This is a genomic window from Serratia sp. 22264 (assembly GCF_052045345.1).
Taxonomy (GTDB): Bacteria; Pseudomonadota; Gammaproteobacteria; order Enterobacterales; family Enterobacteriaceae; genus Serratia; species Serratia plymuthica.
Genome location: NZ_JBQEOY010000001.1, coordinates 2,002,664 through 2,027,935 on the forward strand (window position 1 = coordinate 2,002,664; position 25,272 = coordinate 2,027,935).

At 57.7% G+C, this 25,272-nt stretch carries 23 protein-coding genes; 15 read left to right on the forward strand and 8 right to left on the reverse strand.

Features of this window, described 5'->3' with window-relative positions; translation table 11 throughout:
* Nucleotides 1-4: 4 nt before the first annotated feature.
* A complete protein-coding gene (locus ACTJJ1_RS09380; RefSeq protein ID WP_073439826.1) occupies nucleotides 5-1,882 on the reverse strand; it encodes an amidohydrolase in 1,878 nt (625 codons plus the stop codon).
* Nucleotides 1,883-2,194: 312 nt separating this feature from the next.
* On the opposite strand from ACTJJ1_RS09380, the gene ACTJJ1_RS09385 reads away from it, so the two are divergent.
* Genes ACTJJ1_RS09385 through ACTJJ1_RS09405 form a run of 5 tightly spaced genes read left to right on the forward strand, consistent with a single transcriptional unit; the run spans nucleotide 2,195 to nucleotide 9,496 of the window.
* Nucleotides 2,195-2,881: a hydrolase gene (locus ACTJJ1_RS09385; RefSeq protein WP_440833279.1), complete on the forward strand. Its 687-nt coding sequence runs from the start codon at nucleotides 2,195-2,197 to the stop codon at nucleotides 2,879-2,881.
* Between the two features lie 54 nt (nucleotides 2,882-2,935).
* A complete protein-coding gene (locus ACTJJ1_RS09390) occupies nucleotides 2,936-3,178 on the forward strand; it encodes a DUF1427 family protein (RefSeq protein ID WP_073439825.1) in 243 nt (80 codons plus the stop codon).
* Nucleotides 3,179-3,182: 4 nt separating this feature from the next.
* Nucleotides 3,183-3,449, forward strand: coding sequence for a DUF1427 family protein (locus tag ACTJJ1_RS09395; protein WP_073439824.1), 267 nt, complete (start codon nucleotides 3,183-3,185; stop codon nucleotides 3,447-3,449).
* A 26-nt stretch (nucleotides 3,450-3,475) separates the two neighbouring features.
* Complete coding sequence (locus ACTJJ1_RS09400) at nucleotides 3,476-3,859, forward strand: response regulator transcription factor (RefSeq protein ID WP_004946199.1); 384 nt, start codon at nucleotides 3,476-3,478, stop codon at nucleotides 3,857-3,859.
* A 30-nt stretch (nucleotides 3,860-3,889) separates the two neighbouring features.
* Nucleotides 3,890-9,496 carry a trifunctional serine/threonine-protein kinase/ATP-binding protein/sensor histidine kinase gene (locus ACTJJ1_RS09405; RefSeq protein WP_440833282.1) on the forward strand — a complete coding sequence of 1,869 codons (5,607 nt, stop codon included), beginning with the start codon at nucleotides 3,890-3,892 and terminating at the stop codon, nucleotides 9,494-9,496.
* A gap of 89 nt (nucleotides 9,497-9,585) precedes the next feature.
* Here the strand turns inward: ACTJJ1_RS09405 and ACTJJ1_RS09410 are convergent, their stop codons facing one another.
* Nucleotides 9,586-10,422 (reverse strand): IclR family transcriptional regulator domain-containing protein, encoded by an 837-nt coding sequence (locus ACTJJ1_RS09410; RefSeq protein WP_073439821.1) that lies wholly within the window; start codon nucleotides 10,420-10,422, stop codon nucleotides 9,586-9,588.
* Between the two features lie 245 nt (nucleotides 10,423-10,667).
* Here ACTJJ1_RS09410 and ACTJJ1_RS09415 point away from each other — a divergent pair, with 245 nt between their 5' ends.
* Genes ACTJJ1_RS09415 through pcaD form a run of 4 tightly spaced genes read left to right on the forward strand, consistent with a single transcriptional unit; the run spans nucleotide 10,668 to nucleotide 13,990 of the window.
* Nucleotides 10,668-11,354: a 3-oxoacid CoA-transferase subunit A gene (locus tag ACTJJ1_RS09415; RefSeq protein WP_006326176.1), complete on the forward strand. Its 687-nt coding sequence runs from the start codon at nucleotides 10,668-10,670 to the stop codon at nucleotides 11,352-11,354.
* 11 nt (nucleotides 11,355-11,365) lie between these two features.
* Nucleotides 11,366-12,046 carry a 3-oxoacid CoA-transferase subunit B gene (locus tag ACTJJ1_RS09420; protein WP_440833285.1) on the forward strand — a complete coding sequence of 227 codons (681 nt, stop codon included), beginning with the start codon at nucleotides 11,366-11,368 and terminating at the stop codon, nucleotides 12,044-12,046.
* Complete coding sequence (pcaF, locus tag ACTJJ1_RS09425; protein WP_440833287.1) at nucleotides 12,024-13,226, forward strand: 3-oxoadipyl-CoA thiolase; 1,203 nt, start codon at nucleotides 12,024-12,026, stop codon at nucleotides 13,224-13,226. The genes ACTJJ1_RS09420 and pcaF overlap by 23 nt, the downstream gene beginning before the upstream one ends.
* Nucleotides 13,223-13,990 (forward strand): 3-oxoadipate enol-lactonase, encoded by a 768-nt coding sequence (gene pcaD, locus ACTJJ1_RS09430; protein WP_020439269.1) that lies wholly within the window; start codon nucleotides 13,223-13,225, stop codon nucleotides 13,988-13,990. Before pcaF ends, pcaD begins: the two co-directional genes overlap by 4 nt.
* Before the next feature lie 16 nt (nucleotides 13,991-14,006).
* On the opposite strand, the gene arsC is transcribed toward pcaD, so the two are convergent.
* The 3 genes from arsC to ACTJJ1_RS09445 all read right to left on the reverse strand — a co-directional run bounded on the left by arsC (nucleotide 14,007) and on the right by ACTJJ1_RS09445 (nucleotide 16,151).
* Nucleotides 14,007-14,438, reverse strand: a complete 432-nt coding sequence (gene arsC / locus ACTJJ1_RS09435) for a glutaredoxin-dependent arsenate reductase (protein ID WP_006326180.1) — start codon at nucleotides 14,436-14,438, stop codon at nucleotides 14,007-14,009.
* A 20-nt stretch (nucleotides 14,439-14,458) separates the two neighbouring features.
* A complete protein-coding gene (locus tag ACTJJ1_RS09440) occupies nucleotides 14,459-15,742 on the reverse strand; it encodes an arsenic transporter (RefSeq protein WP_440833628.1) in 1,284 nt (427 codons plus the stop codon).
* A gap of 70 nt (nucleotides 15,743-15,812) precedes the next feature.
* The gene (locus tag ACTJJ1_RS09445) at nucleotides 15,813-16,151 is read right to left on the reverse strand and encodes a metalloregulator ArsR/SmtB family transcription factor (RefSeq protein ID WP_004946226.1); all 339 of its coding nucleotides are present in this window, start codon (nucleotides 16,149-16,151) and stop codon (nucleotides 15,813-15,815) included.
* Between the two features lie 165 nt (nucleotides 16,152-16,316).
* Between ACTJJ1_RS09445 and ACTJJ1_RS09450 the strand changes: the two genes are divergently transcribed.
* On the forward strand, nucleotides 16,317-17,426 hold the full coding sequence (locus ACTJJ1_RS09450; RefSeq protein WP_202291311.1) for a YbdK family carboxylate-amine ligase: 1,110 nt from the start codon (nucleotides 16,317-16,319) through the stop codon (nucleotides 17,424-17,426).
* Nucleotides 17,427-17,571: 145 nt separating this feature from the next.
* Entirely contained in the window at nucleotides 17,572-17,751 is a 180-nt protein-coding gene (locus tag ACTJJ1_RS09455) for a hypothetical protein (RefSeq protein ID WP_004946232.1), read from the forward strand.
* Nucleotides 17,752-17,822: 71 nt separating this feature from the next.
* Here ACTJJ1_RS09455 and ACTJJ1_RS09460 read toward each other — a convergent pair whose 3' ends face one another.
* Complete coding sequence (locus ACTJJ1_RS09460) at nucleotides 17,823-18,743, reverse strand: LysR family transcriptional regulator (protein ID WP_440833291.1); 921 nt, start codon at nucleotides 18,741-18,743, stop codon at nucleotides 17,823-17,825.
* A gap of 101 nt (nucleotides 18,744-18,844) precedes the next feature.
* On the opposite strand from ACTJJ1_RS09460, the gene ACTJJ1_RS09465 reads away from it, so the two are divergent.
* The 4 genes from ACTJJ1_RS09465 to ACTJJ1_RS09480 all read left to right on the forward strand — a co-directional run bounded on the left by ACTJJ1_RS09465 (nucleotide 18,845) and on the right by ACTJJ1_RS09480 (nucleotide 21,260).
* Nucleotides 18,845-19,303 (forward strand): DMT family transporter, encoded by a 459-nt coding sequence (locus ACTJJ1_RS09465; protein ID WP_006326192.1) that lies wholly within the window; start codon nucleotides 18,845-18,847, stop codon nucleotides 19,301-19,303.
* Between the two features lie 5 nt (nucleotides 19,304-19,308).
* A complete protein-coding gene (locus ACTJJ1_RS09470) occupies nucleotides 19,309-19,773 on the forward strand; it encodes a DMT family transporter (RefSeq protein ID WP_004946241.1) in 465 nt (154 codons plus the stop codon).
* A gap of 114 nt (nucleotides 19,774-19,887) precedes the next feature.
* Nucleotides 19,888-20,484 (forward strand): hypothetical protein, encoded by a 597-nt coding sequence (locus ACTJJ1_RS09475; protein WP_004946244.1) that lies wholly within the window; start codon nucleotides 19,888-19,890, stop codon nucleotides 20,482-20,484.
* Nucleotides 20,485-20,486: 2 nt separating this feature from the next.
* A complete protein-coding gene (locus ACTJJ1_RS09480) occupies nucleotides 20,487-21,260 on the forward strand; it encodes a DUF3307 domain-containing protein (protein ID WP_004946245.1) in 774 nt (257 codons plus the stop codon).
* A 32-nt stretch (nucleotides 21,261-21,292) separates the two neighbouring features.
* Here the strand turns inward: ACTJJ1_RS09480 and mgtA are convergent, their stop codons facing one another.
* Together mgtA and ACTJJ1_RS09490 are read right to left on the reverse strand one after the other, a co-directional pair.
* Nucleotides 21,293-23,992, reverse strand: a complete 2,700-nt coding sequence (mgtA, locus tag ACTJJ1_RS09485; protein WP_440833294.1) for a magnesium-translocating P-type ATPase — start codon at nucleotides 23,990-23,992, stop codon at nucleotides 21,293-21,295.
* A 200-nt stretch (nucleotides 23,993-24,192) separates the two neighbouring features.
* A complete protein-coding gene (locus ACTJJ1_RS09490) occupies nucleotides 24,193-24,891 on the reverse strand; it encodes an MgtC family protein (RefSeq protein ID WP_004946253.1) in 699 nt (232 codons plus the stop codon).
* Nucleotides 24,892-25,272: the final 381 nt, after the last annotated feature.

A 25,272-nucleotide genomic window follows, 5' to 3' on the forward strand; every position in this document is an offset into this window, starting at 1 on the left:
AGGATTAAAACGCAAAGCAGCTGCAGCCGAGCGTGCCCCAGAATGCATTGTCATCTGCAACGGGTACGCTGGAGCCGCGGGCAATATCATGATTGTGGGTATGCACCCCACAAGGGCCGCTGCAGTGATGCGCCTGTGACATCATGCCGACGCGCGCGTTCGCTACCGGCGGTGCGCTGCGGTAGTGACCCGGCACCTTCACCACCGGCGACCAGTCCGGCAACACCGGAATGGACGGCGGTGCCAACGGCCCGAACGTGCCGGCGGCATAAACGATGTCGCCACCGACCACCGTCAGCACGGATTCGATGCCCTTGATCTCTTCTTCAGGCACGCAGAAGTAATCCTTGCTGAGCACGGCCATGTCCGCCAGTTGGCCCGCTTTGATCTGCCCTTTTTTGCCCTGCTCGCTGGAGAACCAGGCGCTGCCCTGCGTCCACAGCATCAGCGCGGTATCGCGATCCAGACGCGCATTGGCGTCATACATCTGCATGCCGCCCACCGTGCGGCCGGAAACCAGCCAGTAAAGCGCCGTCCACGGGTTGTAGCTGGCCACGCGGGTTGCATCCGTTCCCAGCCCCACCGGCACGCCGGTTTCCAACATGCGGGCCACCGGTGGCGTGTGGCGGGTAGCCTCAATGCCGTAACGCTCGGCGAAGTATTCGCCCTGGAAGGCCATGCGGTGCTGCACGGCAATGCCGCCGCCAAGCTCCTTGATGCGATCGATGTTTTTCTGGGTCACGGTTTCTGCATGGTCAAAGAACCAGTGCAGGCCATTGAACGGGATCTCGCGGTTGACTTTTTCAAACACGTCCAGCATGCGGCTGATGGATTCGTTGTAGGTCGCATGCAGGCGGAATGGCCAACGATGCTCGACCAGGTGGCGTACGACACGCTCCAGCTCGTCTTCCATGCCCGGCGCCAGATCCGGGCGCGGTTCCAGGAAGTCTTCGAAGTCCGCGGCGGAAAACACCAGCATTTCGCCTGCGCCATTATGGCGGAAGAAGTCGCTGCCTTGGCCCGGCGTCAGCATGTCGGTCCATTTTTCGAAATCTTCCAGTTCATGCCCCGGCCGCTGGGTAAAGAGGTTGTAAGCGATGCGCAGCGTCATCTGCTTCTTCTCGTGCAGCTCGGCGATCACTTGATAGTCTTCCGGGTAGTTTTGGAAGCCGCCGCCCGCATCGATGGCGCTGGTCAGGCCCAGACGGTTCAGTTCACGCATGAACTGACGGGTCGAATTCACCTGCTGTTCCAGCGGCAACTTCGGTCCTTTGGCCAGTGTGGCATAGAGGATCATGGCGTTAGGGCGCGCAATCAGCATGCCGGTCGGGTTGCCGTTGCCGTCGCGCTGAATTTCGCCGCCTGGCGGATTGGGGGTGTCTTTGGTATAGCCCACCACTCTCAGTGCGGCGCGATTGAGCAGCGCGCGATCGTAAAGATGAAGAATAAACACCGGCGTGTCCGGCGCGGCTTCGTTGATCTCATCCAGCGTCGGCATGCGGCGTTCGGCAAACTGAAACTCCGTCCAACCGCCCACCACGCGCACCCATTGTGGCGATGGCGTGCGCAGCGCCTGATCTTTCAACATCCGCAAGGCATCCGCCAGTGACGGCACGCCTTCCCAGCGCAATTCGAGGTTGTAGTTCAGGCCACCGCGGATCAGGTGGAGGTGTGAGTCATTAAGCCCCGGCACCGCGGTGTGTCCCTTCAGATCCACCACTTTCGTGCCTTCGCAGTGGTGCTGCATCACTTCGGCGACGGTACCGACCTCGAGGAATTTGCCCTCGCGGATCGCCACGGCTTCCGCCAGTGGATTCTCGCGATCGACAGTATGAAACTGCCCGTTAACCAGTATCAAATCAGCTTTGCCCAGCGAAACCATAGATCCTCCTGTCTGTGACGTCCGGTTCAGGCAGAAGGCCGCCGGACACAACGTACGCGGCCCTTCAGAGCGACGCGAATTGAAAGGATTATGGAATAGGAATGAGAAAAGACCAGTTATACAAAGGGATAGATATACCAAAGTATAGGTATACGAAAGGTTAGTTATACCAACAGATAATAGTTTTGCCCCCGCCTCCCGCCTAACATTCAATCCGTTGATAGCGTTTACCACCCGGTAGCTTTCGGCTCTGTCGCTGCGCCAACGGCGTGACGACCTTGTTACTTTTAACCTCATCCCAAGGGTATTTTTATGACAACCTCTAAGCTCGAAGTCCTTACGCCTGCCAACTGCCAGATGATTTTTATCGACCACCAACCTCAGATGGCTTTTGGCGTGCAGTCGATTGACCGCCAGGTGCTGAAAAACAACACCGTTGCCCTGGCGAAAGCCGCAAAGGTATTCAACATTCCAACCCTCATCACAACCGTTGAAACCGAGAGTTTCTCTGGCAACACTTATCCGGAACTGCTGGACGTGTTCCCCGGCAAGGACATCCTCGAGCGGACCTCAATGAACTCGTGGGACGATCAGAAAGTGCGTGACGCGCTGGCCGCCAACGGCAAGAAAAAAGTGGTGGTTGCCGGTCTGTGGACCGAAGTCTGCAACAACAGCTTTGCTCTGTGCGCCATGCTGGAAGGCAACTATGAAATCTATATGGTGGCCGACGCATCGGGCGGCACCTCTAAAGAAGCGCACGATTATGCCATGCAGCGCATGATTCAGGCAGGCGTGATCCCGGTAACCTGGCAGCAGGTGATGCTGGAATGGCAGCGTGACTGGGCGCACAAAGAGACCTATAACGCGGTGATGGATATCGTGAAAGAGCATTCGGGCGCTTACGGCATGGGCGTGGATTATGCCTATACCATGGTGCACAAAGCGCCTTCTCGTCAGAAGAGCGAGCACCGCACTCTGGCACCGGTCGCCGCCCGCTAACCGCGGGAAGCCGGCCGGCGCAAAGCCCGGCTGGCTTCTTCACTGGAGATAATGATGAGCGCAGGATTGATTTCCCTTTCCGCCGGCGTGCTTATTGGCCTGATCTATGGGCTGCTTAAGGCCCGATCGCCGGCTCCCCCGGCACTGGCGCTGGTGGGGCTGCTGGGAATGCTGGCTGGAGAAAGTTTGATGGGACAGGTGCTGCAACCTGAACAGACCGCCAACGCTCAGCGTTGTCAGACGGAGCCCGGTGCGGCGGCCTCTTCCCCTGTAACCTGCTCTGCGAAAGGGGACTGATGAAATGAAAGCATGGTTTGTTTCGCTGGCAATCGGTCTTCTGGCCGGTATTATCTATGCTGCGTTGGATATTCATTCACCGGCTCCGCCGGTTATTGCCCTGCTGGGCCTGTTGGGGATGCTGATCGGCGAACAGATCATCCCGGTCACCCGGCGGCTTATAAACCGACAGCCGCTGACGCTGACGTGGTTTCGCCATGAATGCGTCCCCAAAATATGCGGAACTCCACCGGCCAAGGCTCAGACGACAACAGAGGACCCTCCGCTTTAGTAATGATTTGTCAGAGGAATTTCAGCATGATGCTGCCGCAGCGCATTGCCATTGTCGATGATGAACGTTCTGTCCGCAGCGGGTTGATCAACCTGCTGCAGTCGGACGGTTACACGACATGCGCCTTTGAATCCGCAGAGGCGTTTTTAAACGAAAAAACCGCGCTGTCAGACGCTTCGTTGGTCATTATCGACATCAAGCTAAAAGGAATGGGTGGATTCGAGCTTTATGAAAAAATAAAGACTTACGCAACGCCGCCGCCGGTGATATTTATATCCGGCCACGGTGATGAGAATATGCAACGGTTTGCCCTTAAACTCGGCGCCGTTGCTTTTTTGCGTAAGCCTATCGACATCGATACGCTCCTGGGCCTGATACAACACGCATTGAGAGGCGATAAAAACGCCTGATGACAAGACCGCTTCCTGCGAGAGACCCGAATGAATGACCCGCTGATACCGCCAGACCGGGCTGCCCTTCCTGATTTTCAGGATGGGCAGTTTTTTGCATTTAAGGATGATGTCATTTTTACTCCCTTGGTTCAGGAGGGTTGCATCGTCTGGATGAACGGGCGGCACCCATTTTCGAACGGGGCTTTCATCCTCGCCACGGCGGTCAGCGATGAGGCGGAAGCGGACGCGACCCGGCTGCTGAAAAATGAATTCATCCTGCGCCCCTATCTGTCCGACGCCTGGGCGGTGAAACCCGCCGCCTGCACGCAGTATCGTGGCCGGTACGCGCTGGTTTATCCGTCTTTTGCCTTTGACTCCCTGGCCCGCATCACGGGGCAGCCGATGGCCTGCATTGCCAGCTTTCTGGAGCTTGCCATCCGGATATGTGCCCCACTGCGCCAGATGCACAGGCACAACCTGATCCACGGCGATATCAAGCCGGGCAATATCTTTATCCAGGAAGATGCCTCATGCCGCCTTGCCGGGTTTGGTCTGACGACGGGCACTGCGGAAGAGTTAAAACAGACCCGCCTGCCGTTTTTTGGCGGCACGCTCGCCTATATGTCACCCGAACATACCTCGCGCACGCAAAGATCGGTGGACAGCCGCAGCGATCTCTACAGCCTTGGCATCGTCTTTTATGAGCTGCTGACCGGCTCTTTGCCCTTCGACCTCAGCGAAGGCGGCCTGGAAGAGTGGACGCATCACCATATCGCTTCGGAGCCACGTCCGCCTCATCTGCTGCGCGAACAGGTACCGGCCATGCTTTCAACCCTGGTCCTGCGGCTGTTGGCCAAGTCGCCCGATAACCGTTACCAGACGGTCGACGGGCTGGTCGCAGACCTGCGTCGCTGTCAGGCCACTTTGACCAGTGACAATGACATCATGCCCTTTCCTCCCGGATTGCAGGATCGCGCACCTGAGTTTCATCTCGCCGATACGTTGTACACCCCACATCCACAGGGCCGCGAGCTTATCGCCGCGTTCGACAAGGTTAATCAGAGCGGAACCCACGCGCTTGCGGTCATCAGCGGGCCTTCTGGCATCGGTAAATCTTCGCTGATCGCCTCAGCGTTAAAAGAGCTGAAAAACCGGCGCACGCTGCTGGCCGTGGGTAAAGTCGACCAGTTTTCGTCGTCGCTGCCTTATGGCGTGCTGACCTCCGCCTTCCGGACGCTGACTCTGAAACTGCTGGGATTGCCGGCAGAAGATGTCGCGCTATGGAAAGCCCGCCTGGCGCGCACGCTGGACGGTTACGAGGGGTTGGCCATTAACCTGGTACCGGAACTGGGCCTGTTGCTGGAGAGAAAATCCCGGCAGGCTCCCGACTCGCTGTCGACCGATGCCCGGGCCCGTTTTAATCTTATGATAGTCAGCCTGGTCAATACCTTTGCCACCCCCGGCTGTCCGCTGGTGTTGCTGATTGACGATATCCACTGGATCGATGCCGCCAGCTTGCAGGTGCTGGAGTATCTGCTTAAAAACAGCGATGCCCTGCCGTTGCTGTTGGTGGTGGCCCTGCGCGATCCCTCTTCAACGGACAACCTTTCGGTGTCTGAGGCGCTGGGCCGTCTTCGTGATGCGGCTCAACGTAAAATCGACATCATACCGGCGCCGCTCTCGGTTAAAGCCGTCGCTCGTTGGCTGGCCGACGTCTTCCAGCGGCGCTCAACCGACACCCTCGACCTCGCTCGTCTGATACATGAAAAAACCGGCGGCAACCCGCTGTTCGTGCATGAGTTTTTCAAACGCATCGTCGATGACGGCCTGGTGACGCACAACAAGTATCAAGGCAAGTGGTATTACGACGTGCCGACCATTCAGGCACGTCATTACACCGAAAATGTCGTCGGCCTGGTATTGCAGCAACTGGAGAAAATGCCCGAAGAAACCCGCAAGCTATTGGGCAGCCTGGCCTGCCTGGGTAGCAGCGGTGAGCTTGGCACCATCAGCCGCGTCCTGAACCTCTCAGATACGGATATCCGCTATCAACTGCACCCTGCGGTTATCGCCCAGTTGATTACCCTGTCCGCCGACACCTACACCTTCCCCCACGATCGCGTGCAGGAAGCGGCCTTCGCCCTGCTGGATGCCGGCGAACGGGGGCACTTGCACCTCACGACGGCAAGTCTGCTGGCCGAAGCTTCACGCCAGGCGGCGGGCAATGAGATGCTGTTCCGCGCCATTCACCATGTGTCCGCAGCCATTGACTGCGTACAGCCGCCGCCACAGCGCAAAATGTTCCGTGAATTGAGCATGCTGGCGGCCCAGCGCGCGAAGCGTTCCGGTGACTACCTCTCTGCACAGCGATACCTACAGACCGCCCGAGCACTCGGCGGCCCCGCGTCTGATAACGCGTCCGATTTCGCGCTGGAGCTGGAAGAGGCCGAATGCGCGTTTTTACTGGGTAACCTGGTCGCGGCGCGGCATTTGAGCGACCGGTTGCTGGGTTCGCCTGGCGGGTTGGCGGAAAAAATCTCCGCGGCCAATTTGCTGGCGGAAGTGCATATGCGCCAATCGGATAACCCACTGGCGCTGGAGACCGCATTATGCTGGCTGACGGTATCCGGCATTACGCTTAACCGACACCCCGACGATGCGGAATGCGAGACAGCCTGGAAAATGCTCCACGCCCGTATCGGTGATAGCCCGGCCGCGATTTTCAATCAATTGCCGCTCATGGCTAATCCTGAAACAGAAGCCGCGATGAGTTTGCTGGCCCGTGCCGGTCTGTCCGCCAGCTTCATCAGCCCACGCCTGCACTTCATGTTGCTGTGCCAGATGCTGCATCTGACGCTGGAACACGGCATTACCGGCGCCTCAACGTCGGCGATGGGCTGGTTTGGCGTGCTGATCGGCCACCGCTATGCCGAATATCGGTTGGGCTTCAAATACGCGGTGCTGGCCCGTGAACTCGTGACGCGCCACGGTTACAGCGTTTACGAAGCGAAAACGCTGCTGCCGCTCGATCAGTTGAGCGTCTGGACCCAGCCGCTCTCCTACACCACCGAATGCGCCAAAGCCTGCTTCACGGCGGCGGTGACGCACGGCGATCTGACCGTCGCCTCTTTTGCCGCCTGCCATCAGATCATTAACTTTTTAAGCCGCGGCGATCATCTCGATAACGTGCTGACCAGCATCGAACGGGGGCTGGCTTTCGTGCGGAAATCCCATTTCCCTGACGTTGAACGCATTATGTTGATCCAGCGGCATTATGTAGAGAATTTACGCACCGTATCCCCCGGATATTGGGGCGGCATAGATGCGTTGCCCGACTCGCTGCTGCCAACCGCGCCGGAACAGGCGCCGCAGCAAATGTCCACCATGATGTTCTGGTTCTGGCTGTATCGGGGCATGACGCATTTTGTCGCCGGCGAATATCCGCAGGCGGAAGAGTCGCTGGCGCAGGCCGAATTCTTTGCCTGGTCTGCGCCGGGGCATATCCACCTGCTGGATTTGCATCTGTACAGCGCGCTGACGTTAAGCGCTCAACTGACACCGGATACCTTCTCCGTTGAACACCGGCGAAAACTGCAAAAGCACCATGACAAAATCGCGCTCTGGGCGCGCATTAATCCGGGCACATTCGCCGACAAAGAAGCGCTGGTGTATGCGGAGATTGTCCGCCTTGACGGCATGAACAGCATTGCACTCGAGCAGTATGAAAAAGCGGTGAGGCTCTCGCGGGACTCGGGGTTCAATCCCAGCAATGGGCTGGCTCACGAACTCGCGGGGCGCTTCGCGCTCAGTTGCGGCTATCATACGGCCGCAGATGCCCACTTTAGGGGCGCAATGGCGGCATGGGGGCGCGCAGGTGCGCAGGCCAAGGTAAATCAGCTGAAACAAGCTTATCCCCATCTGGTGTCTCCCGGCCAGGCAACGCCTTACGACACCATCGCCTTTGCCCAGAATGAAGAAATCCGCGATCTGCAAAGTGTCATCAAGGCATCGCGTGCCCTGTCTGAAGAGATCAATCTGGAACGGCTTATTCAGATATTGATGACGATGCTGCTGGAACGTGCCGGCGCCCAACGCGGCCTGTTGATCCGCGTATTGGACAACAACATTCCTGAAATCGAGGCAAGTGCCTATACCGGCAGCGACGGCGTCAGGGTACGGATTATAAAAGATGTGCCGATGGCCACCGACATGCCGCTGTCGGTACTGTCGGCCGTGATCCGTACCGGGCAAGAGATACGCACCGGAAAACCGGAAGAGTTCAGCCCTTTCTCGCAGGATCCTTACCTCGTGACTTCCGGCGCTGCCGTATTGTGCGTGCCGATGTTCAAGCAGGCGCGGCTGGTCGGCGTGTTGTATCTCGAAAACCGTTTAATGCCTGAAATCTTCACCGCCGAGCATTCGAAAGTGGTTAACCTGCTCGGCGCGCATGCCGCAGTATCGCTCGAAACCGCAAGGCTGTATGCCGAATTGCTGGAGGAGAACATTCAGCGCCGGCGGGTGGAGAAAGAGCTCAGATCAAGCCAGACCTCGCTGATGCTGGGCGAGCAGATCAGCCATACCGGCAGTTGGCGTTGGGAGCTGGAGCAGGATCTGATGTTCATGTCCGAAGAATATGCCCGTATTCTCGGCCTGCCCGAGAAGCAGAAAATGATATCTATGGCCGAGTTTCTTACCTTCGTCCATCCGGACGACTATGCGCGAGTCAGCACCGTCGTCACCGACGGGGTGAGAGACGGGCTGCCCCTGCGGGCCGAGTTTCGCATCATGAGCGCGGATGGCGTTTGCCGCTACATATTGGGCATCGGTAACCCTGTCGGCGTGGGTACCGAGGTCTACGAATACTACGGCACCATCACCGACATCACCGCCCAGCGGCAGACGGAGGACGCCGTCAGGGTTGCCCAGGCCGAGCTGGCCCGCGTTTCCCGCGCGACCACCGTCGGCCAGTTGACCTCGTCCATTGCGCACGAGATCAATCAACCGCTGATGTCGATTGTCTCGAACGCCGGAGCAAGCCTGCGCTGGCTGAACCACGACCCTGTCCGACATGACAATATTCGTACCGGGCTGGAGGAGATCATTGCAGAAGGCCAGCGCGCAGGTGAAATCATTCGCAGCCTGCAAACCCTGACGCGCAAGCAGGAACCGGTCTTTTCCCGTATCGATCTGCACTATCTTGTCCGCCATATCATGACCCTGTCACGCAGCGAAATCGAGCAACGCCGCGTGGTGGTGGATTATGAACTGAAGGCCGCCGACAGCTTCATCTTTGGCGATAGCGTTCAGATTCAACAGGTATTGATTAACCTGGTGATGAACGCGATAGAAGCCTTGTCGGAAGTGAGCGATCGTGCGCGCACGCTTAGGATAACCACGTTGAACCCAGATGACGGCAGGGTTGAGCTACGCATAATGGACAACGGCGTCGGGCTGGATCCTGACGTAATGGAACGGGTTTTCGATTCTTTCTACACCACAAAAGCGCAGGGAATGGGCATGGGGTTGACCATCAGCCACGCCATTATTGAACGCCATCGGGGCGTGTTGAAAGCACAGGCGGCGGAACCCTGCGGCAGTTGCTTCAGTTTTGTGGTGCCAACCGCCGGCAATGAAAGCGCCATTAAGCCGCAATGAGCACAGGAATTTGCGCGATCATCGGGTGAAATCCCGGCGGCCCGTCTCAGCCAAACTGCCCCGAATGAGGCGAGCCGCCGGGTTAGCGGCTACAGCAGCAGCGCCAGTTCCATCGCCGCGCGTTGCAACTGTGGCAGCACCCGCTCACGCAGCTCCGCCGAGGAAATTTGCGAAGCATTGACCCCCACGTTCATTGCCGCCACCACGCCGCCGCCCTTGCGCGAATGCATCGGCACCGCGATCGAACGCAGGCCAATCTCCAACTGCTGATCGTTGATGGCATACCCCTGCCTGCGCACTTTAGCCAACTGTTCACGCAACTGTTCCGCGCTGGTCACGGTATGTTCGGTCAGCGGTTCGAAGGTCACCCGCGACAGATAATCCTCCAACTGTTCCTCATTCAGCGCACTGAGCAAAACCAGCCCCATTGACGTGGCATAGGCCGGCAAACGGCTGCCGCGCCCCAGATCAATCGTCATGATGCGCTTCACCGAGGCGCGAGCGATATACAAAATGTTGTCGCCGTCGAGCGTTGCCACCGAGCAGGACTCGTTGAGCAGCTTGCTAAGGTAATCCAGCGAATTCTGCGCCGCCTTCGCCAGTTCGGAAGAGGAAAGATAGGCGTGACCGATGGTCAGCACCCGAGGCAGCAACCGATAATGTCGTCCGTCGGGGCAATGCACAAAACCCAGCGCCCGCAGAGTGTACAGGCAACGGCGCACCGCAGCGCGCGGAATACCGGTAATCTGGCTGATTTCGGAAACCGACATCTGCGAATACTGCGGCTGGAAGGCCTGCAACACCTCTAACCCCCGGGCCAGCGAAGCCATAAAGTTGGGATCGCCCTTGTACCTCTCGTTGCTTAAATCGCCGATCTCCTGCAGCCGGCGCAGCTCCCCGCCGCCAAATTCCGAAACATCACCCATCCTGATCCTCCCTTCTTTCGATGACGCCTGGGCTGATACGCCCGAAGTGCCAAAAACAGTGCCGAAACAACGCCAAATATCGATTTAGTTACCTGCATCACAAAATGAGCAGCTTAACCACCAATGTTTCGATAATCGCACAATACGCTGATATTCGCACTTGTCGCTGTATTTTTCATCATTTAATTTAGAGCCAGAACCACCAGTGTGACGCTGAATTAACCGTAGCCTACTCAGGAGAGCTGATGATCGATAAAAACGTGGCATCCGCAGACGCCGCCGTCGCCGATATACCGGATGGCGCCACCCTTATGGTCGGTGGTTTTGGCCCTGCCGGCCAACCCTGCGCCCTGCTGGATGCGCTGATCCGCCACCGCCCGCGCGAGCTGACGCTGATCAGCAATAACGCCGGTAACGGGGATTTCGGCCTGGCCGCGCTGCTGAAGGCCGGCTGTGTGCGCAAAGTGGTGTGCTCTTTCCCGCGCCAGTCCGACTCCTGGGTATTTGACGATCTGTACCGCCGCGGCGAACTGGAACTGGAGCTGATCCCGCAGGGCAATCTGGCCGCCCGCATTCAGGCCGGCGGTGCCGGCCTCGGCGGCTTCTACACGCCAACCGGTTACGGCACCAAACTGGCGGAAGGCAAGGAAACCCGTGAGATAGACGGCCGCCAGTACGTGTTTGAGCTGCCGCTAAAGGCCGATTTTGCTCTGATCAAGGCTGAAAAAGGCGACCGCTGGGGCAACCTGCTATATTCCAAAACCGGCCGCAACTTCGGGCCGATCATGGCGATGGCCGCCCATTGCACCATCGCTGAAATCAATCAGCTGGTGCCCCTGGGCCAGTTGGACCCTGAAACCATCATCACGCCGGGGATCTTCGTGCAACGCCTGGTAACTTCCCCGGCAAGCGCAGCGCAACTGTCGGCTTAAGGAACGGACTTATGTCAAAACTCACTCACCAGCAGTTGGCAGAACGCATTGCGCGCGACATCCCGGAAGGCGCCTATGTGAATCTGGGCATCGGCATCCCGACGCAGATCGCCAACTACCTGCCGACGGACAAAGAAATTTTTCTGCACAGCGAAAACGGCATCCTCGGCATGGGTCCTGCACCGGCAGAGGGACTGGAGGATCCTGATCTGATCAACGCCGGCAAACAGCCGGTCACGCTGCTGAAAGGCGGTTGCTTTTTCCATCACGGCGACTCTTTCGCCATGATGCGCGGCGGCCACCTGGATATCTGCGTACTGGGTGCTTATCAGGTCTCCGAACAGGGCGATCTCGCCAACTGGAGCACCGGCGCACTGGGGGCCATTCCGGCAGTCGGCGGCGCGATGGATTTGGCGATTGGCGCACGCCAGGTCTTTGTGATGACCGAACATCTGACCAAAAAAGGCGAATGCAAGATTGTCCGCCACTGTACCTATCCTCTGACCGGCGTCGGCTGCATTGACCGCATCTACAGCGATCTGGCGGTGATGGACGTTACGCCTCAGGGCCTGGTGGTACGCGAAATATTCGGCGGGCTGACCCCGCAGCAATTACAGGAAGTCACCCCGGTCGAATTGACCTTTGCCCTTCAGCACGGAGAACCAACGCATGAATCCAGCCTATCTGTGTGACGCCGTTCGTACACCTTTTGGCCGTCTGAACGGCAGTCTCGCCACTGTCCGCGCCGACGATCTGGCCGCCCTGCCGCTGAAAGCGCTACAGGAGCGCCACCCGCAGCTTGACTGGAGCGCGGTAGACGACGTGTTGCTCGGCTGCGCCAACCAGGCGGGAGAAGATAACCGCAACGTGGCGCGCATGGCGCTGCTGCTGGCCGGCCTGCCGGTGCAGATCCCCGGTTGCACCCTCAATCGTCTGTGCGGCTCCAGCCTGGATGCGGTGGCGATGGCGGCCCGCGCCATCAAGACCGGTGAAAGTGAGCTGATGATTGCCGGTGGCGTGGAAAGCATGTCGCGGGCGCCGTTTGTGATGGGCAAAGCGGAGAGCGCCTTTAGCCGGGCGATGAAAATAGAAGACACCACCATGGGCTGGCGGTTTATCAATCCGCAAATGCAGGCGCAATACGGCGTGGACTCTATGCCGCAGACCGCTGAAAACGTAGCCCTGAAGTTTGGCATTAGCCGCCAGGATCAGGACGCTTTCGCCCTGCGCAGCCAGCAACGCACCGCAGCGGCCCAGGAAAGCGGTTTCTTTGCCGAGCAACTGATTGAAGTCAGTCTGGCGCAGAAAAAAGGCGACCCACTGCTGTTCCGTCAGGATGAACATCCGCGTGCCACTACGCTCGAGGCACTGGCGAAGTTGAAACCGGTAGTTAATCCGCAGGGTACCGTCACCGCCGGTAATGCCTCCGGACTGAACGACGGTGCCTGCGCACTGTTGCTGGCCGGAGAACGCGGCGTAGCCCGCCACGGCTTGCAGCCAATGGCGCGCATTGTCGCCAGCGCCGTGACCGGCATTGAACCTTCGATTATGGGCTTTGCGCCGACAGAGGCGGTGCGCAAAGTGCTGAAAATCGCCGGTCTGACGCTCGATCAAATGGACGTTATCGAACTTAACGAAGCCTTTGCCGCGCAGGCGCTGGCGGTGACTCGTGAGCTGGGACTGAGTGACGACGCCGCACAGGTGAACCCGAACGGCGGCGCGATTGCGCTGGGCCATCCGCTGGGCGCTTCCGGTGGCAGGCTGGTGATGAACGCCGCCTGGCAATTGCAGAAAACTCGGGGACGCTACGGGTTATGCACCATGTGCATCGGCGTTGGCCAAGGTATTGCGTTGATCATCGAGCGGGTATGAATATGGCCATCGACTATCGCCTCGATGGCCGCGCCGGTGCGCCGCTGTTGGTGCTGTCCAACTCGCTCGGCACCACCTTCGACATGTGGCAGGCGCAGTTGCCGGCATGGTGCGAACACTTTCGCGTGTTGCGCTACAACCAACGCGGCCACGGCGCAACCCCCTTGCCGGCGACCCCGCTGCGGCTGGAAACGCTGGGCAATGACGTTGTCGCCCTGCTCGACCGGCTGGGTGCGCCAAGCGCCCACTTTTGCGGCATTTCTATGGGTGGGCTGACCGGGCTGTGGCTCAACCGCTACCACCCGCAACGCATCGATCGCTTGGTGGTGGCGAATACCGCCGCGCGCATCGGCAGCGCTGAAGGCTGGCAACTGCGTGCGCAACAAGTGCGCTGCGAGGGATTGGCGGCGGTGGCCGCCGCATCCCCTTCACGCTGGTTCACCGAAGCCTTTTTGCAGCGCTCGCCGCAGCAGGTTGCTGCGCTGGTTGACGGGCTGGCAGCAGGTGACGCCGCCGGTTACGCAGCCTGCTGCGATGCGCTGGCACAGGCCGATCTTCGTGACCAGACCCGCCAGATGGCACGGCCGATGTTGGTCATTGCGGGGGAGCATGATCCGGTCACCACCGTGGCGGACGCCGAATTTTTGGTTGCCAACGCGCCACATGCCCGGTTAAACGTCTTGCCAGCCTCGCATATTTCCAACGTGGCCTGCGCGGAAGCGTTCGGCCAAAGCGTTATAGAGTTCCTCACCGAGAAGGATTGACGGGCCGGCGGGCCTGTCATTTTCCCGTGATTCGTTGCCCCTGCGCATCAATCACCGGCTCGCCGTCTTCTTTGCTGAACGGACCCTGCTGGGGATCCGGCAGGATATCCAGCACCGCCTCCGACGGACGGCACAGCCGCGTGCCCAAGGGTGTCACCACTATCGGCCGGTTAATCAAAATCGGCTGCTGCAACATAAAGTCGATCAGTTGAGCATCGCTCCACTGTGCGTCCGCCAGCCCCAGTTGTTGGTAAGGTTCGACGTTTTTGCGCAGCAACTCACGCACGGAAATGCCCATATCGGCAATCAGTTTGACCAATTGGTCACGGCTGGGCGGCGTCTCCAGATACAGGATCACCGCAGGCTCCACGCCGCTGTTACGGATCAATGCCAGCGTATTGCGCGAGGTGCCGCAGGCCGGGTTATGGTAAATGGTTATCTGGCTCATGGGGTTCTCTCTTGTTAACACTAAAGCGACAGGCGCAGGGCCAGAGCGGCCAACGCGACAAACAACACCGGAAGTGTCATCACTATCCCCACCCGGAAGTAATATCCCCAGGTGATGACGATATTTTTCTGCGACAGCACATGCAGCCACAGCAGCGTAGCCAGGCTGCCGATAGGGGTAATTTTCGGCCCCAGATCGCTGCCTATTACGTTGGCGTAAATCATCGCCTGCTTGATCACGCCGTCCGCGTTGCTGCCGTCGATCGACAGCGCGCCCACCAGCACCGTCGGCATGTTATTCATGATCGAAGACAAGAACGCCGTCAGAAAACCGGTCCCCATCGTGGTCACCCACAGCCCCCGCTCGGCCAGGCTATCCAGCATACCGGACAGCAGATCGGTTAATCCTGCGTTGCGCAAACCGTAGACCACCAGGTACATGCCCAACGAGAACACTACGATCTGCCAGGGCGCACCACGCAACACTTTACCGGTGTCAATCGCATGCCCTCTTTTCGCCACTGCCAGCAGGATCAACGCCCCTACGGCGGCGACCAGGCTGACCGGTACGCCAAGCGGCTCCAGGCCAAAGAAACCCACCAGCAGCATGGCCAATACGCCCCAACCGGCTTTAAAGGTCGGCAAATCGCGGATCGCCTCGCGCGGCGGCCGCAGCAGCGCCAGGTCATAGCTCACCGGAATATCCTTGCGAAAATACAGGTGCAGCATCACCAACGTTGCGACAATGGCGGCAATGTCCACCGGCACCATCACGGCGGCATACTGAGTAAAGCCCAGCTTGAAAAAATCTGCCGAGACGATGTTCACCAGATTAGAGACCACCAGCGGCAGGCTGGCTGTGTCGGCAATAAATCCCGCCGCCATCACGAACGCCAGCGTGGCGCCCGAGCTGAACCCCAGCGCCAGCAGCATCGCAATCACAATCGGCGTAAGGATCAGTGCCGCGCCGTCGTTGGCGAACAGCGCCGCCACGCTAGCCCCCAGCAACACAATATAGGTAAACAACCACCGCCCTTTGCCCTTGCCCCAGCGCGCAACGTGCAGCGCCGCCCACTCAAAGAAGCCGGACTCATCCAGCAACAGGCTGATGACTATCACCGCGATAAAGGTCGCCGTGGCGTTCCAGACAATGTGCCAAACCAGCGGAATATCAGCGGGATGCACCACGCCTGTCAGCAGCGCCAGCACCGCCCCGAGCGAGGCGCTCCAGCCAATGCCCAACCCTTTTGGCTGCCAGATCACCAAAATGAGTGTCAGAATAAAAATTGCCCCAGCCAGTACCATCATCGCTCCCTGGCGCATCACGCCATAAATACATATGATTTTTCGAATATATAAAAACAAATTTTTTACGTTACCGGCAGAGCACCCGGCCACCCGCTGCAGCTTGCTGCGCCAGTTCGGTAAACCGTTGCTGCTGGCTGAGCCAGGCTTGCTCGATAATCGCCGCAGCCCAGGCCGGCATATGCGGTGACAACCGGTAAAAGATCCACTTACCTTCACGGCGATCGAGCAACAGGCCGCTTTCACGCAGCATAGCTAGATGACGGGAAATTTTGGGCTGTGACTCGTCTAACGCACCGGACAGCTCGCATACGCACAGCTCCCCCGCCTGGCGCAACAACAACACCAGGTTCAACCGAGTGTCGTCCGACAAATTCTTAAACAGTTTCAGCGGCGTCAGTGATGGCATAGATTTCTCTCCGAATGATAACCGTCATCATAATTCGCAGTTGGGTGATGTCAACAACACATATGAATAATCAAATATAACAACCCTTTTACAAGGCATCCGCGAACGTCAATGCCCTACTGACGCACTATACTGAGTACACCGCCGCAGTTCTGGAGATGTGTGATGTCGCTACCCTTCAAATGTTCGGAAAGGCTTACCCTTGGTACGGAGATAGAACTGCAACTGGTGGATAATGACAGCTACGATCTGTCGCACAAGGCCGACCGGGTGGTGGAAGACGTCGACGACAAAAAACGCGTCAAGCACGAGCTGACTAAATCGATGGTGGAGTTAAACAGTTCGGTGCATACCGATATCGGCGAACTGTTGGCAGAGCTGAACGAGCTGACCGGGAAGATACGCGCAAGCGCACAGCGCATTGATTGCGACGTTTGCGGTGGAGGCCGCCATCTGAGCAACGACTGGCGTCAACAGGTCATTACCGACTCCGAACGCTACACATTGCTGGCCAGCCGCTTTGGCTACCTTTCCAAGCTGGCCTGCGTGTTCGGCCAACATATCCATATCGGCGTCAACGACGGTGACGAGGCTATGTATCTGTGCCATGCCATGACGCCCTATTTGCCGCATCTGATTGCCTTGAGCGCCTCTTCGCCGCTCTACCAGGGCGTCGATACCCTGTTTGCCAGTTCCCGTTTCAGCGCGCAAAACTCTTTCCCCAACTACGGCTGCCTTGAGCAAATCTATAATTGGGATGAATTCACTGTGTATTATGAAAGGCTTACCAGCGCCGGGGTGATTGAAGGCATCAAAGACATTTATTGGGACGTACGTCCAAAACCGGAGTTAGGTACGGTGGAAGTCAGGGTCTGCGATACGCCGTTGCATATTCACCATGCGGCCACATTAGCCGGTTACTGCCGGCTGCTGGCCAGATACCTGTTGGATAACAGACAAAGGGTTATTGCGGAATATGTCGCCTTTACCAACTACAACAAGATCAATGCCTGCCGCCACGGCTTTGGCGCCGACTATGTGGATCCCGCCACGCTGCGCCGCTGCAGCCTGACATCGCATATGCTGGCCACACTCGCCGCTCTGAGGCCTGGCGTGCAAAACAGCGAAGAAAACGCGCTGCTCGATGGTGTTGAGCATTACGTCAAGATCGCGCTGAACGATGCGGACCGCATACGCCGCCTGCGGCATAACGGTCTGCAGCAAAAGGAAGTGATCAAACAACTCTGCCATGAGCTGTTGCAGCCGCCGCATTAAACGGCTGACCGAAAATGGCTGCCCACGGCGAAGGAACCACACAGGTTTCAGCTATCGATTCCATACGCCAAAGCGACTGTTCATTACGTGCTATTCCCCTACAATCAACCTTAACAAGACACCATTTATTCTCACCGGGGGCACGATGTACAATTTCTCACGCTATCAGGCAAAAGAACTGGCGCTGGCTTATATGAGCGGCAAAAAACACGATCTGTCGCCGCAAGAATTTCTGCAGCAGTTGAAAAGCAGCGAAAGATCTTTTGAATACTTGCTGAAGCACGGCGCCGAGCAACCGCGCGAAGTGTTGGTAAAAAGCTTTTAAACCCCACCTCAGCCTTCGCCGGTGGCATGCCAAACAGGCGTGCGTATTCCCGGCTGAATGACAATGCGCTTTCATGTCTGACGTTGAACGTCCCAATAAGGCCGTTCCCCACCCAAGTGCGCCAGCAGGAAATCGACAAAGGCCATGACTTTCGCCGGCACGTGTTTGCGTTCCGGGTACACGGCATAAATCGCGTGTTCCGGCAGCTTGTGATCCGGCAACAGTTCGATCAGCCGCCCCTGCGCAAGATCGTCACCGACGATAAAGGTCGGCATCTGACAAACACCCAGGCCGGCGAGCAACGCTTCACGTAGCGCCTCACTGTTATTCACCTGGTAATTCCCCCTCGGCTGAAAACGTACCGCCCCTTCAGGCCCCTGAAACTGCCATTCGCTGCCGGCACGGTAGTAGCTGTAAAACAGGCAGTTATGCTGCGCCAACTGCGCCAGATCCTTTGGCGTGCCGCAGCGCGTCAGATAAGCCGGCGCAGCGCACAATACGCTGTAACAAGGCGCGATACGCCGGGCAATCAGGCTCGAATCGGCAAGCCGGCCAATGCGGATCGCCAGGTCATAACCCCCCTCCACCAGATCGACCAGCTTATCGTCCATCATCATATTGATTTCCACCTCCGGGCAGGCGGCCAAAAAAACCGGAATCAACGGCGCAACGTGCAAACGGCCGAACACCATCGGCACGCTGAGCCGCAAAATGCCCTGCGGCTGCCCCTGCAATCGCGTGATGGCGTCTTCCCCTTCCTGCGCCACCGCGCAGGCGTTCCGCGCATAACCAAAATACTCCTCGCCCGCTTCGGTCAGGCTCAGGCTGCGGGTGGTGCGATGCAGCAACTGCACGCCCAACGAGCCTTCCAGTTGGGTAATGCGTTTACTTACCGCAGACTTGGTAATGCCCAGCCGCTGGCCGGCCGCTGAAAAACTGCCACATTCCACTACCGCTACAAACAACGGGATCGCCGCAAAATTATCGGTCATTTATCGTCAACTTTTACTCAACAATGAGTTTCCATTGTAGTGGATTATGACGATAACAAAAACAATGTACGCTGTTCGCCACTGTAAAAATGGAACCTGACATGATGATACGCGGACGTTTCTCCGATCCTTTGCTGGCGTTAACCGCCGGTGCTTTGCTGGCCCTGATGATCAGCGTCAACAGCGGACTGGCGAGCTATAACAGCCCGCTATTCGCTTCCTGGGTGGCTCATGGCGTTGGCGCAATCGCCGCCTGGTTGTTGCTGCTGTTGCTGCTGCGCCGCCGTACGCCCCTCTCTCCTGCGACGGCGCCCCCCCGCTGGGCCTATTTGGGCGGTATTCCGGGTGCCCTGACCGTGGTAGTGGCCGCCATCACCGTCAATAGCCCGCTGGCGCTTGCCGGTAGCCTGGCGCTCATGCTTACCGGTCAGGTGTTGTTCGGCATGCTCTCCGACAGCCGCGGCTGGTTTGGCGTCATTCAACGCCGCCTGCGCACCAACGACATTATCGCCACGCTGCTGATCCTCGCCGGCTGCGCCCTGCTTATTTTTCTGAGATAACCGCCATGCTAACCTTGGTACTCCTCGCGCTGTTCAATGGCGTCTGCATCAGCATCAGCCGCGCGGTCAACGGCCGCCTGGCGTTGAGTCGCGGCGCTTTCCAGGCCTCGCTCTGCAATCACATCGTCGGTTTTTTGTTCCTCAGTCTGCTGCTGGCGACGGGGGGCGGGTTCAATGGCCTCCCGCTTGGTCATGCCCCGTGGGGGGCCTACCTCGGCGGGGTCATCGGTGCGCTGTTCGTGGCGCTGAACAGTTACGTGCTGCCGCGCCTTGGCACTCTGCGCGCCGCACTGCTGATTATCAGCGGCCAAATGCTGGCGGGCGTCATCATCGATCGCCTGCGTGACAGCGGCGCTCCGGTCGGTGCGCAGATCTTGGGGGTCGGGCTGATCCTGCTCGGCGTCGCTCTGGCGCGGAGGGAAAAACCCCTTATTGCGCTGATCCATAACGTTCTTAAATTGCGCGAATAATTCGCCTTTAGAAGCGAATAAACGCTAAATTCGCATTCAGATACGAATAATTGACATATTCGTATTTAGGTGCGAATTTTAACGGTAAATTATCGCTTCAGAGCAGAAAAAAGCATGCAAACGCAACTCAGCGTAATCACCGGCGATCTGGTCAACTCCCGGCAATTCGACACCGCAAATTACATTACCGGGCTAAACGCCCTGCTCAACCGGCTGCAACAGGCCAAGCTTATACAGCGGTTCGAGATTTTCCGCGGCGATGGCTTCCAGGCGGTGGCCGAATCGCAATCCGGCCTGCTGCTGGCGGCATATATCCGTATCGCACTCAAAGCAATGGACGCCGGCCAGTGGGACGCCCGCATCGCGGTGGGTCTGGGAGATGGCCAGGAGCGAGCGGCCGGTTATGCCAGCGCCTTTGTGAATTCCGGCCACGCGCTGGACAGCCTGGATAAAAATTGCAGGCTGGCTCTGAAAAATGACAATGCCGAGACGAATGCCATTGTCAGCGATCTGTTGCCAATGTTAGATCATGTCATTGGCCGTCTGTCGCAGACCGAGGCGCAGATAGTGCAGACGCGGATGTTTGCCGCCACCAACCTGGAGGTGGCCGAGAAACTGCATAAAGCCGCGTCCACGGTCTCCGCAACGCTAAAACGCGCAGCCTATGAGGAGATCATGCGATTTATTCACGCGATTAACAGGATCACCTGAAGATGGATTTAACCTACGCGCCGTTGCTGACCTGGTTGCTGATTGCACACTTGCTGGCCGATTTCCCGCTGCAACCGCTCAGTTGGGTGGAGGATAAAATTCGCCGTCGCGCGCGTTCGCGTTTCCTGCTGTTGCATGCCTTGCTGCACGGTATATTGGCCGCCTGTGCGGTGGCGAGTTTCGGTCTGCTGCATGGCGGGCTCTCCGCCGCCGCGGCGCTGGCTACTTTGCTGATTATCGCTATCAGCCACTATTTTATCGACCTGCTGAAAGTCACCCTCCTGGCCCACCTCAGCCGGGCCGGCGGCTTTCTTCTCGATCAATGCCTGCATCTGACGGTGATTGTTCTGCTGTGGCTGTGCCTGGTGCCAGAACCCCGCAACCTGATAGCCACGCTTGGCGCCGCCGCTACCGGCGGGCAGTTTGGGCTAGTGTTACTGGCGTATTTAGTGATTTACATGCCGATGGGCGTACTGATTGGGCAATTGCTGGCGCACTGGACGCCGCAAATGCCGCCCTCGGCCAAAGCCGACAACGATTCGCTGTTACGCGCAGGCAAGCAGATTGGTTACCTGGAAAGAACGCTGATACTGACGTTTGTGCTGATCGGCCAAATTCCGGCGATCGGCTTTTTGCTGGCCGCAAAGTCTATTTTTCGCTTTGGCGACCTGCGACAGAGCGATGACAAAATGCGTACCGAGTATGTGCTGCTCGGCACGCTGTTTTCCTTTACGCTGACCATCTTGCTCGGCCTGCTGGTAAAAAAATTATTATAACCGCCAGGCATTGCGCCCGGCGGTCAGGGTAATTACAGCCACTCACCGAAGCGGCGAATATAAAAACGCTTCATCATCTGCGCTACTACGCAGTAGCTGACCAGCGTGCCGGCCAGCCACGGGAAGTATTCCCACGGCAAGGGCTGCAAACCGACCCAGGCACCCAGCGGCGAGAACGGCAGATAAATGCCCAACGCCATTACCAGCGCCGTAGTCAGCAGAACCGGCAATGCGGCGGTGCTTTGGATGAACGGGATCTTCTGGGTACGCAACATATGCACCACCAGCGTTTGCGACAACAACCCTTCAATAAACCAGCCAGACTGGAACAATGCCTGATGCTCGACGCTGTTGGCGGCAAAGACGAACCACATCAGCGCATAGGTGGTGATATCAAAAATGGATGAGGTTGGCCCAATCCACAGCATAAAGCGACCGATGTTCTTCGCATCCCACTTGCGCGGCTTACGCAGGAACTCTTTGTCCATCTTGTCCCACGGCAGCGACAGCTGGGAAATATCGTACATCAGGTTCTGAATCAACAGGTGGATCGCCAGCATCGGCAAAAACGGGATGAACGCACTGGCCACCAGCACCGAAAATACGTTGCCGAAGTTGGAGCTGGCCGTCATGTTCAGGTATTTGATGATATTGCCGAAGGTTTCACGGCCTTTGATGACCCCTTCTTCCAGCACCATCAGATTTTTTTCCAGCAGAATGATGTCTGCCGACTCCTTGGCGATGTCGGTGCCGGTATCCACCGAGATGCCGACGTCCGCATCGCGCAACGCCGGAGCATCGTTAATACCGTCGCCGAGGAACCCGACGGTATGGCCATTCGCCTGCAACATCTTCAACACCCGCGATTTCTGTAGCGGTGTCAGTTTGCTAAAGACCGTGCGTTGCTCCACTTCACGCGCCAGCGTTTCATCGTCCATCTGTTCGATTTGCGGGCCGGAGAGCGGCTCGCCCGGCTCCAGCCCGACATCGCGACAAATCTTGCAGGTGATCACCGGGTTATCGCCGGTCAATACCTTCACCGCCACGCCGTTTTCCTGTAGTGCGGCTATGGCTTCCTGCGCGCTCTCCTTTGGCGGATCGAGGAAGGTCAGGACGCCCTGGATCACCATATCGCGCTCATCGGCCACGCTCAGCGGCAAGGGACCTTTCTGCTCATCCAACTCCCGCGTCGCCAGCACCAGCACGCGGAATCCATCCTCATTATACTGGGCGGCAAGCGCCTGCAGCGCCGCACGCCGCGCCTCATCCAGTACCAGCGTCTGCTGCCCCTCACGCACGTGGGTGGCGATATCCAGCATCTCCTCCACCGCCCCTTTGCAAATCAACCGCTGTTGGCCATTTTCATCCGCCACCACGATCGACAGACGACGGCGCACAAAATCGAACGGCAGCTCATCTACCTTGCTAAACCGCCCCAGCGCCTCGATGCCCGGCTTGCCGCGCCCGAAGCGGATCACCGCCTGATCCATCAGATTTTTCATGCCGCTTTGGTGGGCGCTGTTCAACCACGCCAGGTGCAACACCTCATTATCTTTGGCGCCGCCGGCGTCCAGATGATGCTCGAGGATAATGCGATCCTGAGTCAGGGTGCCGGTTTTATCCGTACAGAGCACGTCCATAGCACCGAAGTTCTGGATGGCATTGAGGCGCTTGACCACCACTTTGCGCCGTGACATGGCAATCGCGCCCTTCGCCAGGTTGGAACTGACGATCATCGGCAGCATCTCCGGCGTCAATCCCACCGCCACCGCCAAAGCAAACAGCGCCGCTTCGCTCCAGTCGCCCTTGGTAAAGCCGTTGATCAGCAACACAATCGGCACCATCACCAGCATAAAGCGGATCAACAGCCAACTGACGCTGTTCACCCCACGATCGAAGGCCGTTTGCGAACGGGAGCCGACGATCGACTTGGCCAGCGAGCCAAAATAGGTGCGCCCGCCGGTCGCCACCACGACCGCCGTGGCGGTGCCGCTGGCGACGTTGGTGCCCATCAGGCAGATATTCGGCAGTTCCAACAGCGCATGCTCGCTGGAGACTTCCTCCTCGCTCGATTTTTGGCTGACGTTACCCATTGCATCGTATTTCTCGATCGGGATTGCCTCCCCAGTCAGGATCGCCTGGCTGATGAACAGATCGCGTGAAGCAAGCAGGCGCACGTCCGCCGGCACCATGTCCCCGGCGGAAAGCTGGATGATATCTCCCGGCACCAGTTCGCGAATTGCCACTTCCAACGTCAAGGGCTGCGCGCTGTAGCTGCTGCGACGTAATACCGTTGCGGTAGTGCGCACCATCGATTTCAGCGTTTCCGCTGCCTTGTTGGTCCGGTATTCCTGCCAGAAACGCAGCAGCCCGCTGAGTGAAACCATCACCAGTATGATGATCACGCCAATGAGATCGGTTTCTTCACCGCGCCGGAGAGGCAACCAGTAATCGGTAAAGAAACTGATCGCAGCCAGCACCATAAGAACAAAGATAAATGGGTTATTAAATGCGCCAATCAGCTGCACCAGCGCGTGCGGCGCTTTCTCATGGGCAACCTGATTAACGCCAAATTGCTCCAGGCGTTCATCGGCGTCGTCCTGGGTCAGGCCATTACGGTTGCATTTTAAATTTGCCAGCGTCTGGGCGACGCTGTTTTTCGCTTCTTGCGCGATGGCGTAAGGCGCCTCTTTTTTATCGCGACGGCGTAGGTTGTCATTAATATAGGTCATAACGCTATTCTCTTATCTTATTCTGCGCACAGGGTTACCCCGCCTGATCAACAGGTGAATAAGCGCAGAGTGGAATTTTATTTAATCAGTGTAATTGCCGGGATTTATAATCGCAGGCAATCACGTCGAACAATCAATATTATGGGATCATCGTCCATGACGCCTCCTTACCACCAAATGAAGTGAATATTAATGAAGAATTAAACGGGTAATTCAGAAGCTACTCGCCAGCGTACGGCGCTCACGCTTTTTTCCAGGCTGACGCGGCAGACAATACCCTCGATTTCTTTTTGCGCTGCGGGATTGGCCGTTATCTCGGCACAAACCTCAAGCTGGCCGGGAATGGATATATCGGCGCTGCGCAAAGATTGCAATCTTAGTGCCACGCCATTCAGCGCCTGCAATATCAGCGTGCGTACCAGTATTTCATCTTGTTCGCCGCAGGTAACCTGAATGCGATAACACAGTTCCAGGTCGGTCGCCTGCTGCTGAGGTTGCAGATTGATGCGCTGCGCCGCTTCGCGCAGCAGAATATTCGCGCACAGGATCACCAGTGTCGCCAGTACCGCATTCCAGTATTGCCCCAGGCCACACAGCACGCCAATCGCCGCCGAGCACCACAGCGTGGCGGCAGTATTCAGGCCACGGATATTCAGCCCTTCACGCATGATCACCCCGGCGCCCAGAAAGCCGATGCCGGAAACAATCTGCGCGGCAACTCGCCCGGCGCTGGAAGGATCGGTGGACATGGAGCTGAGGATAAACACCGCCGCACCGGTGGCCACCAGCGCATTGGTGCGCAGGCCGGCCATACGCTGACGCCACTGCCGCTCAGCGCCAATAACCGCGCCCAGGCTCATCGCCAGTAATAGATTTAAAACAAAAGGAGTCATAGCCATGACTGTCCCCTTAATAAACTGCAGGAGATAAAATCATGTGCTTTTTAGCACACGCGAAATTACGCCAATAATATATTAGCGAACGAACGCGTCAGTGCCTGGAGGGAAAAGGCTGTGGCTGCAAATCACCATAATAACGTCCAAATCAATTCGCCTGATGCCATTGGGCCTCAGGTACAACAATGAGATTCGGGTTTGCACAGCTCGGAATAAAAAGAGAGGGGTGCTGCCCGCCGTTTTCGGCAAGCAACAAATCAGAAGAGGATTGGTCAGCTTGCCTTATTTATATCGCTACAACTAAAACTGTCCAATTGTGTTTCCTCACTGAAATTTTGGCTGAGTATAGTGACGCAGAGTAATGATGTAAAGGCGAATTTATTA

What these genes read in the sequence shown, in the direction of transcription:
- ACTJJ1_RS09410 (WP_073439821.1), bottom strand. Translation starts at nt 10,422, where the DNA reads ATGGGTGATGTTTCGGAATTTGGCGGCGGGGAGCTGCGCCGGCTGCAG.
- ACTJJ1_RS09385 (WP_440833279.1), top strand. Translation starts at nt 2,195, where the DNA reads ATGACAACCTCTAAGCTCGAAGTCCTTACGCCTGCCAACTGCCAGATG.
- ACTJJ1_RS09440 (WP_440833628.1), bottom strand. Translation starts at nt 15,742, where the DNA reads ATGGTACTGGCTGGGGCAATTTTTATTCTGACACTCATTTTGGTGATC.
- pcaF (WP_440833287.1), top strand. Translation starts at nt 12,024, where the DNA reads ATGAATCCAGCCTATCTGTGTGACGCCGTTCGTACACCTTTTGGCCGT.
- ACTJJ1_RS09415 (WP_006326176.1), top strand. Translation starts at nt 10,668, where the DNA reads ATGATCGATAAAAACGTGGCATCCGCAGACGCCGCCGTCGCCGATATA.
- ACTJJ1_RS09480 (WP_004946245.1), top strand. Translation starts at nt 20,487, where the DNA reads ATGGATTTAACCTACGCGCCGTTGCTGACCTGGTTGCTGATTGCACAC.
- ACTJJ1_RS09450 (WP_202291311.1), top strand. Translation starts at nt 16,317, where the DNA reads ATGTCGCTACCCTTCAAATGTTCGGAAAGGCTTACCCTTGGTACGGAG.
- ACTJJ1_RS09460 (WP_440833291.1), bottom strand. Translation starts at nt 18,743, where the DNA reads ATGACCGATAATTTTGCGGCGATCCCGTTGTTTGTAGCGGTAGTGGAA.
- ACTJJ1_RS09420 (WP_440833285.1), top strand. Translation starts at nt 11,366, where the DNA reads ATGTCAAAACTCACTCACCAGCAGTTGGCAGAACGCATTGCGCGCGAC.
- ACTJJ1_RS09475 (WP_004946244.1), top strand. Translation starts at nt 19,888, where the DNA reads ATGCAAACGCAACTCAGCGTAATCACCGGCGATCTGGTCAACTCCCGG.
- ACTJJ1_RS09470 (WP_004946241.1), top strand. Translation starts at nt 19,309, where the DNA reads ATGCTAACCTTGGTACTCCTCGCGCTGTTCAATGGCGTCTGCATCAGC.
- mgtA (WP_440833294.1), bottom strand. Translation starts at nt 23,992, where the DNA reads ATGACCTATATTAATGACAACCTACGCCGTCGCGATAAAAAAGAGGCG.
- ACTJJ1_RS09400 (WP_004946199.1), top strand. Translation starts at nt 3,476, where the DNA reads ATGATGCTGCCGCAGCGCATTGCCATTGTCGATGATGAACGTTCTGTC.
- ACTJJ1_RS09465 (WP_006326192.1), top strand. Translation starts at nt 18,845, where the DNA reads ATGATGATACGCGGACGTTTCTCCGATCCTTTGCTGGCGTTAACCGCC.
- ACTJJ1_RS09490 (WP_004946253.1), bottom strand. Translation starts at nt 24,891, where the DNA reads ATGGCTATGACTCCTTTTGTTTTAAATCTATTACTGGCGATGAGCCTG.
- ACTJJ1_RS09395 (WP_073439824.1), top strand. Translation starts at nt 3,183, where the DNA reads ATGAAAGCATGGTTTGTTTCGCTGGCAATCGGTCTTCTGGCCGGTATT.
- arsC (WP_006326180.1), bottom strand. Translation starts at nt 14,438, where the DNA reads ATGAGCCAGATAACCATTTACCATAACCCGGCCTGCGGCACCTCGCGC.
- ACTJJ1_RS09445 (WP_004946226.1), bottom strand. Translation starts at nt 16,151, where the DNA reads ATGCCATCACTGACGCCGCTGAAACTGTTTAAGAATTTGTCGGACGAC.
- pcaD (WP_020439269.1), top strand. Translation starts at nt 13,223, where the DNA reads ATGAATATGGCCATCGACTATCGCCTCGATGGCCGCGCCGGTGCGCCG.
- ACTJJ1_RS09405 (WP_440833282.1), top strand. Translation starts at nt 3,890, where the DNA reads ATGAATGACCCGCTGATACCGCCAGACCGGGCTGCCCTTCCTGATTTT.
- ACTJJ1_RS09380 (WP_073439826.1), bottom strand. Translation starts at nt 1,882, where the DNA reads ATGGTTTCGCTGGGCAAAGCTGATTTGATACTGGTTAACGGGCAGTTT.
- ACTJJ1_RS09390 (WP_073439825.1), top strand. Translation starts at nt 2,936, where the DNA reads ATGAGCGCAGGATTGATTTCCCTTTCCGCCGGCGTGCTTATTGGCCTG.
- ACTJJ1_RS09455 (WP_004946232.1), top strand. Translation starts at nt 17,572, where the DNA reads ATGTACAATTTCTCACGCTATCAGGCAAAAGAACTGGCGCTGGCTTAT.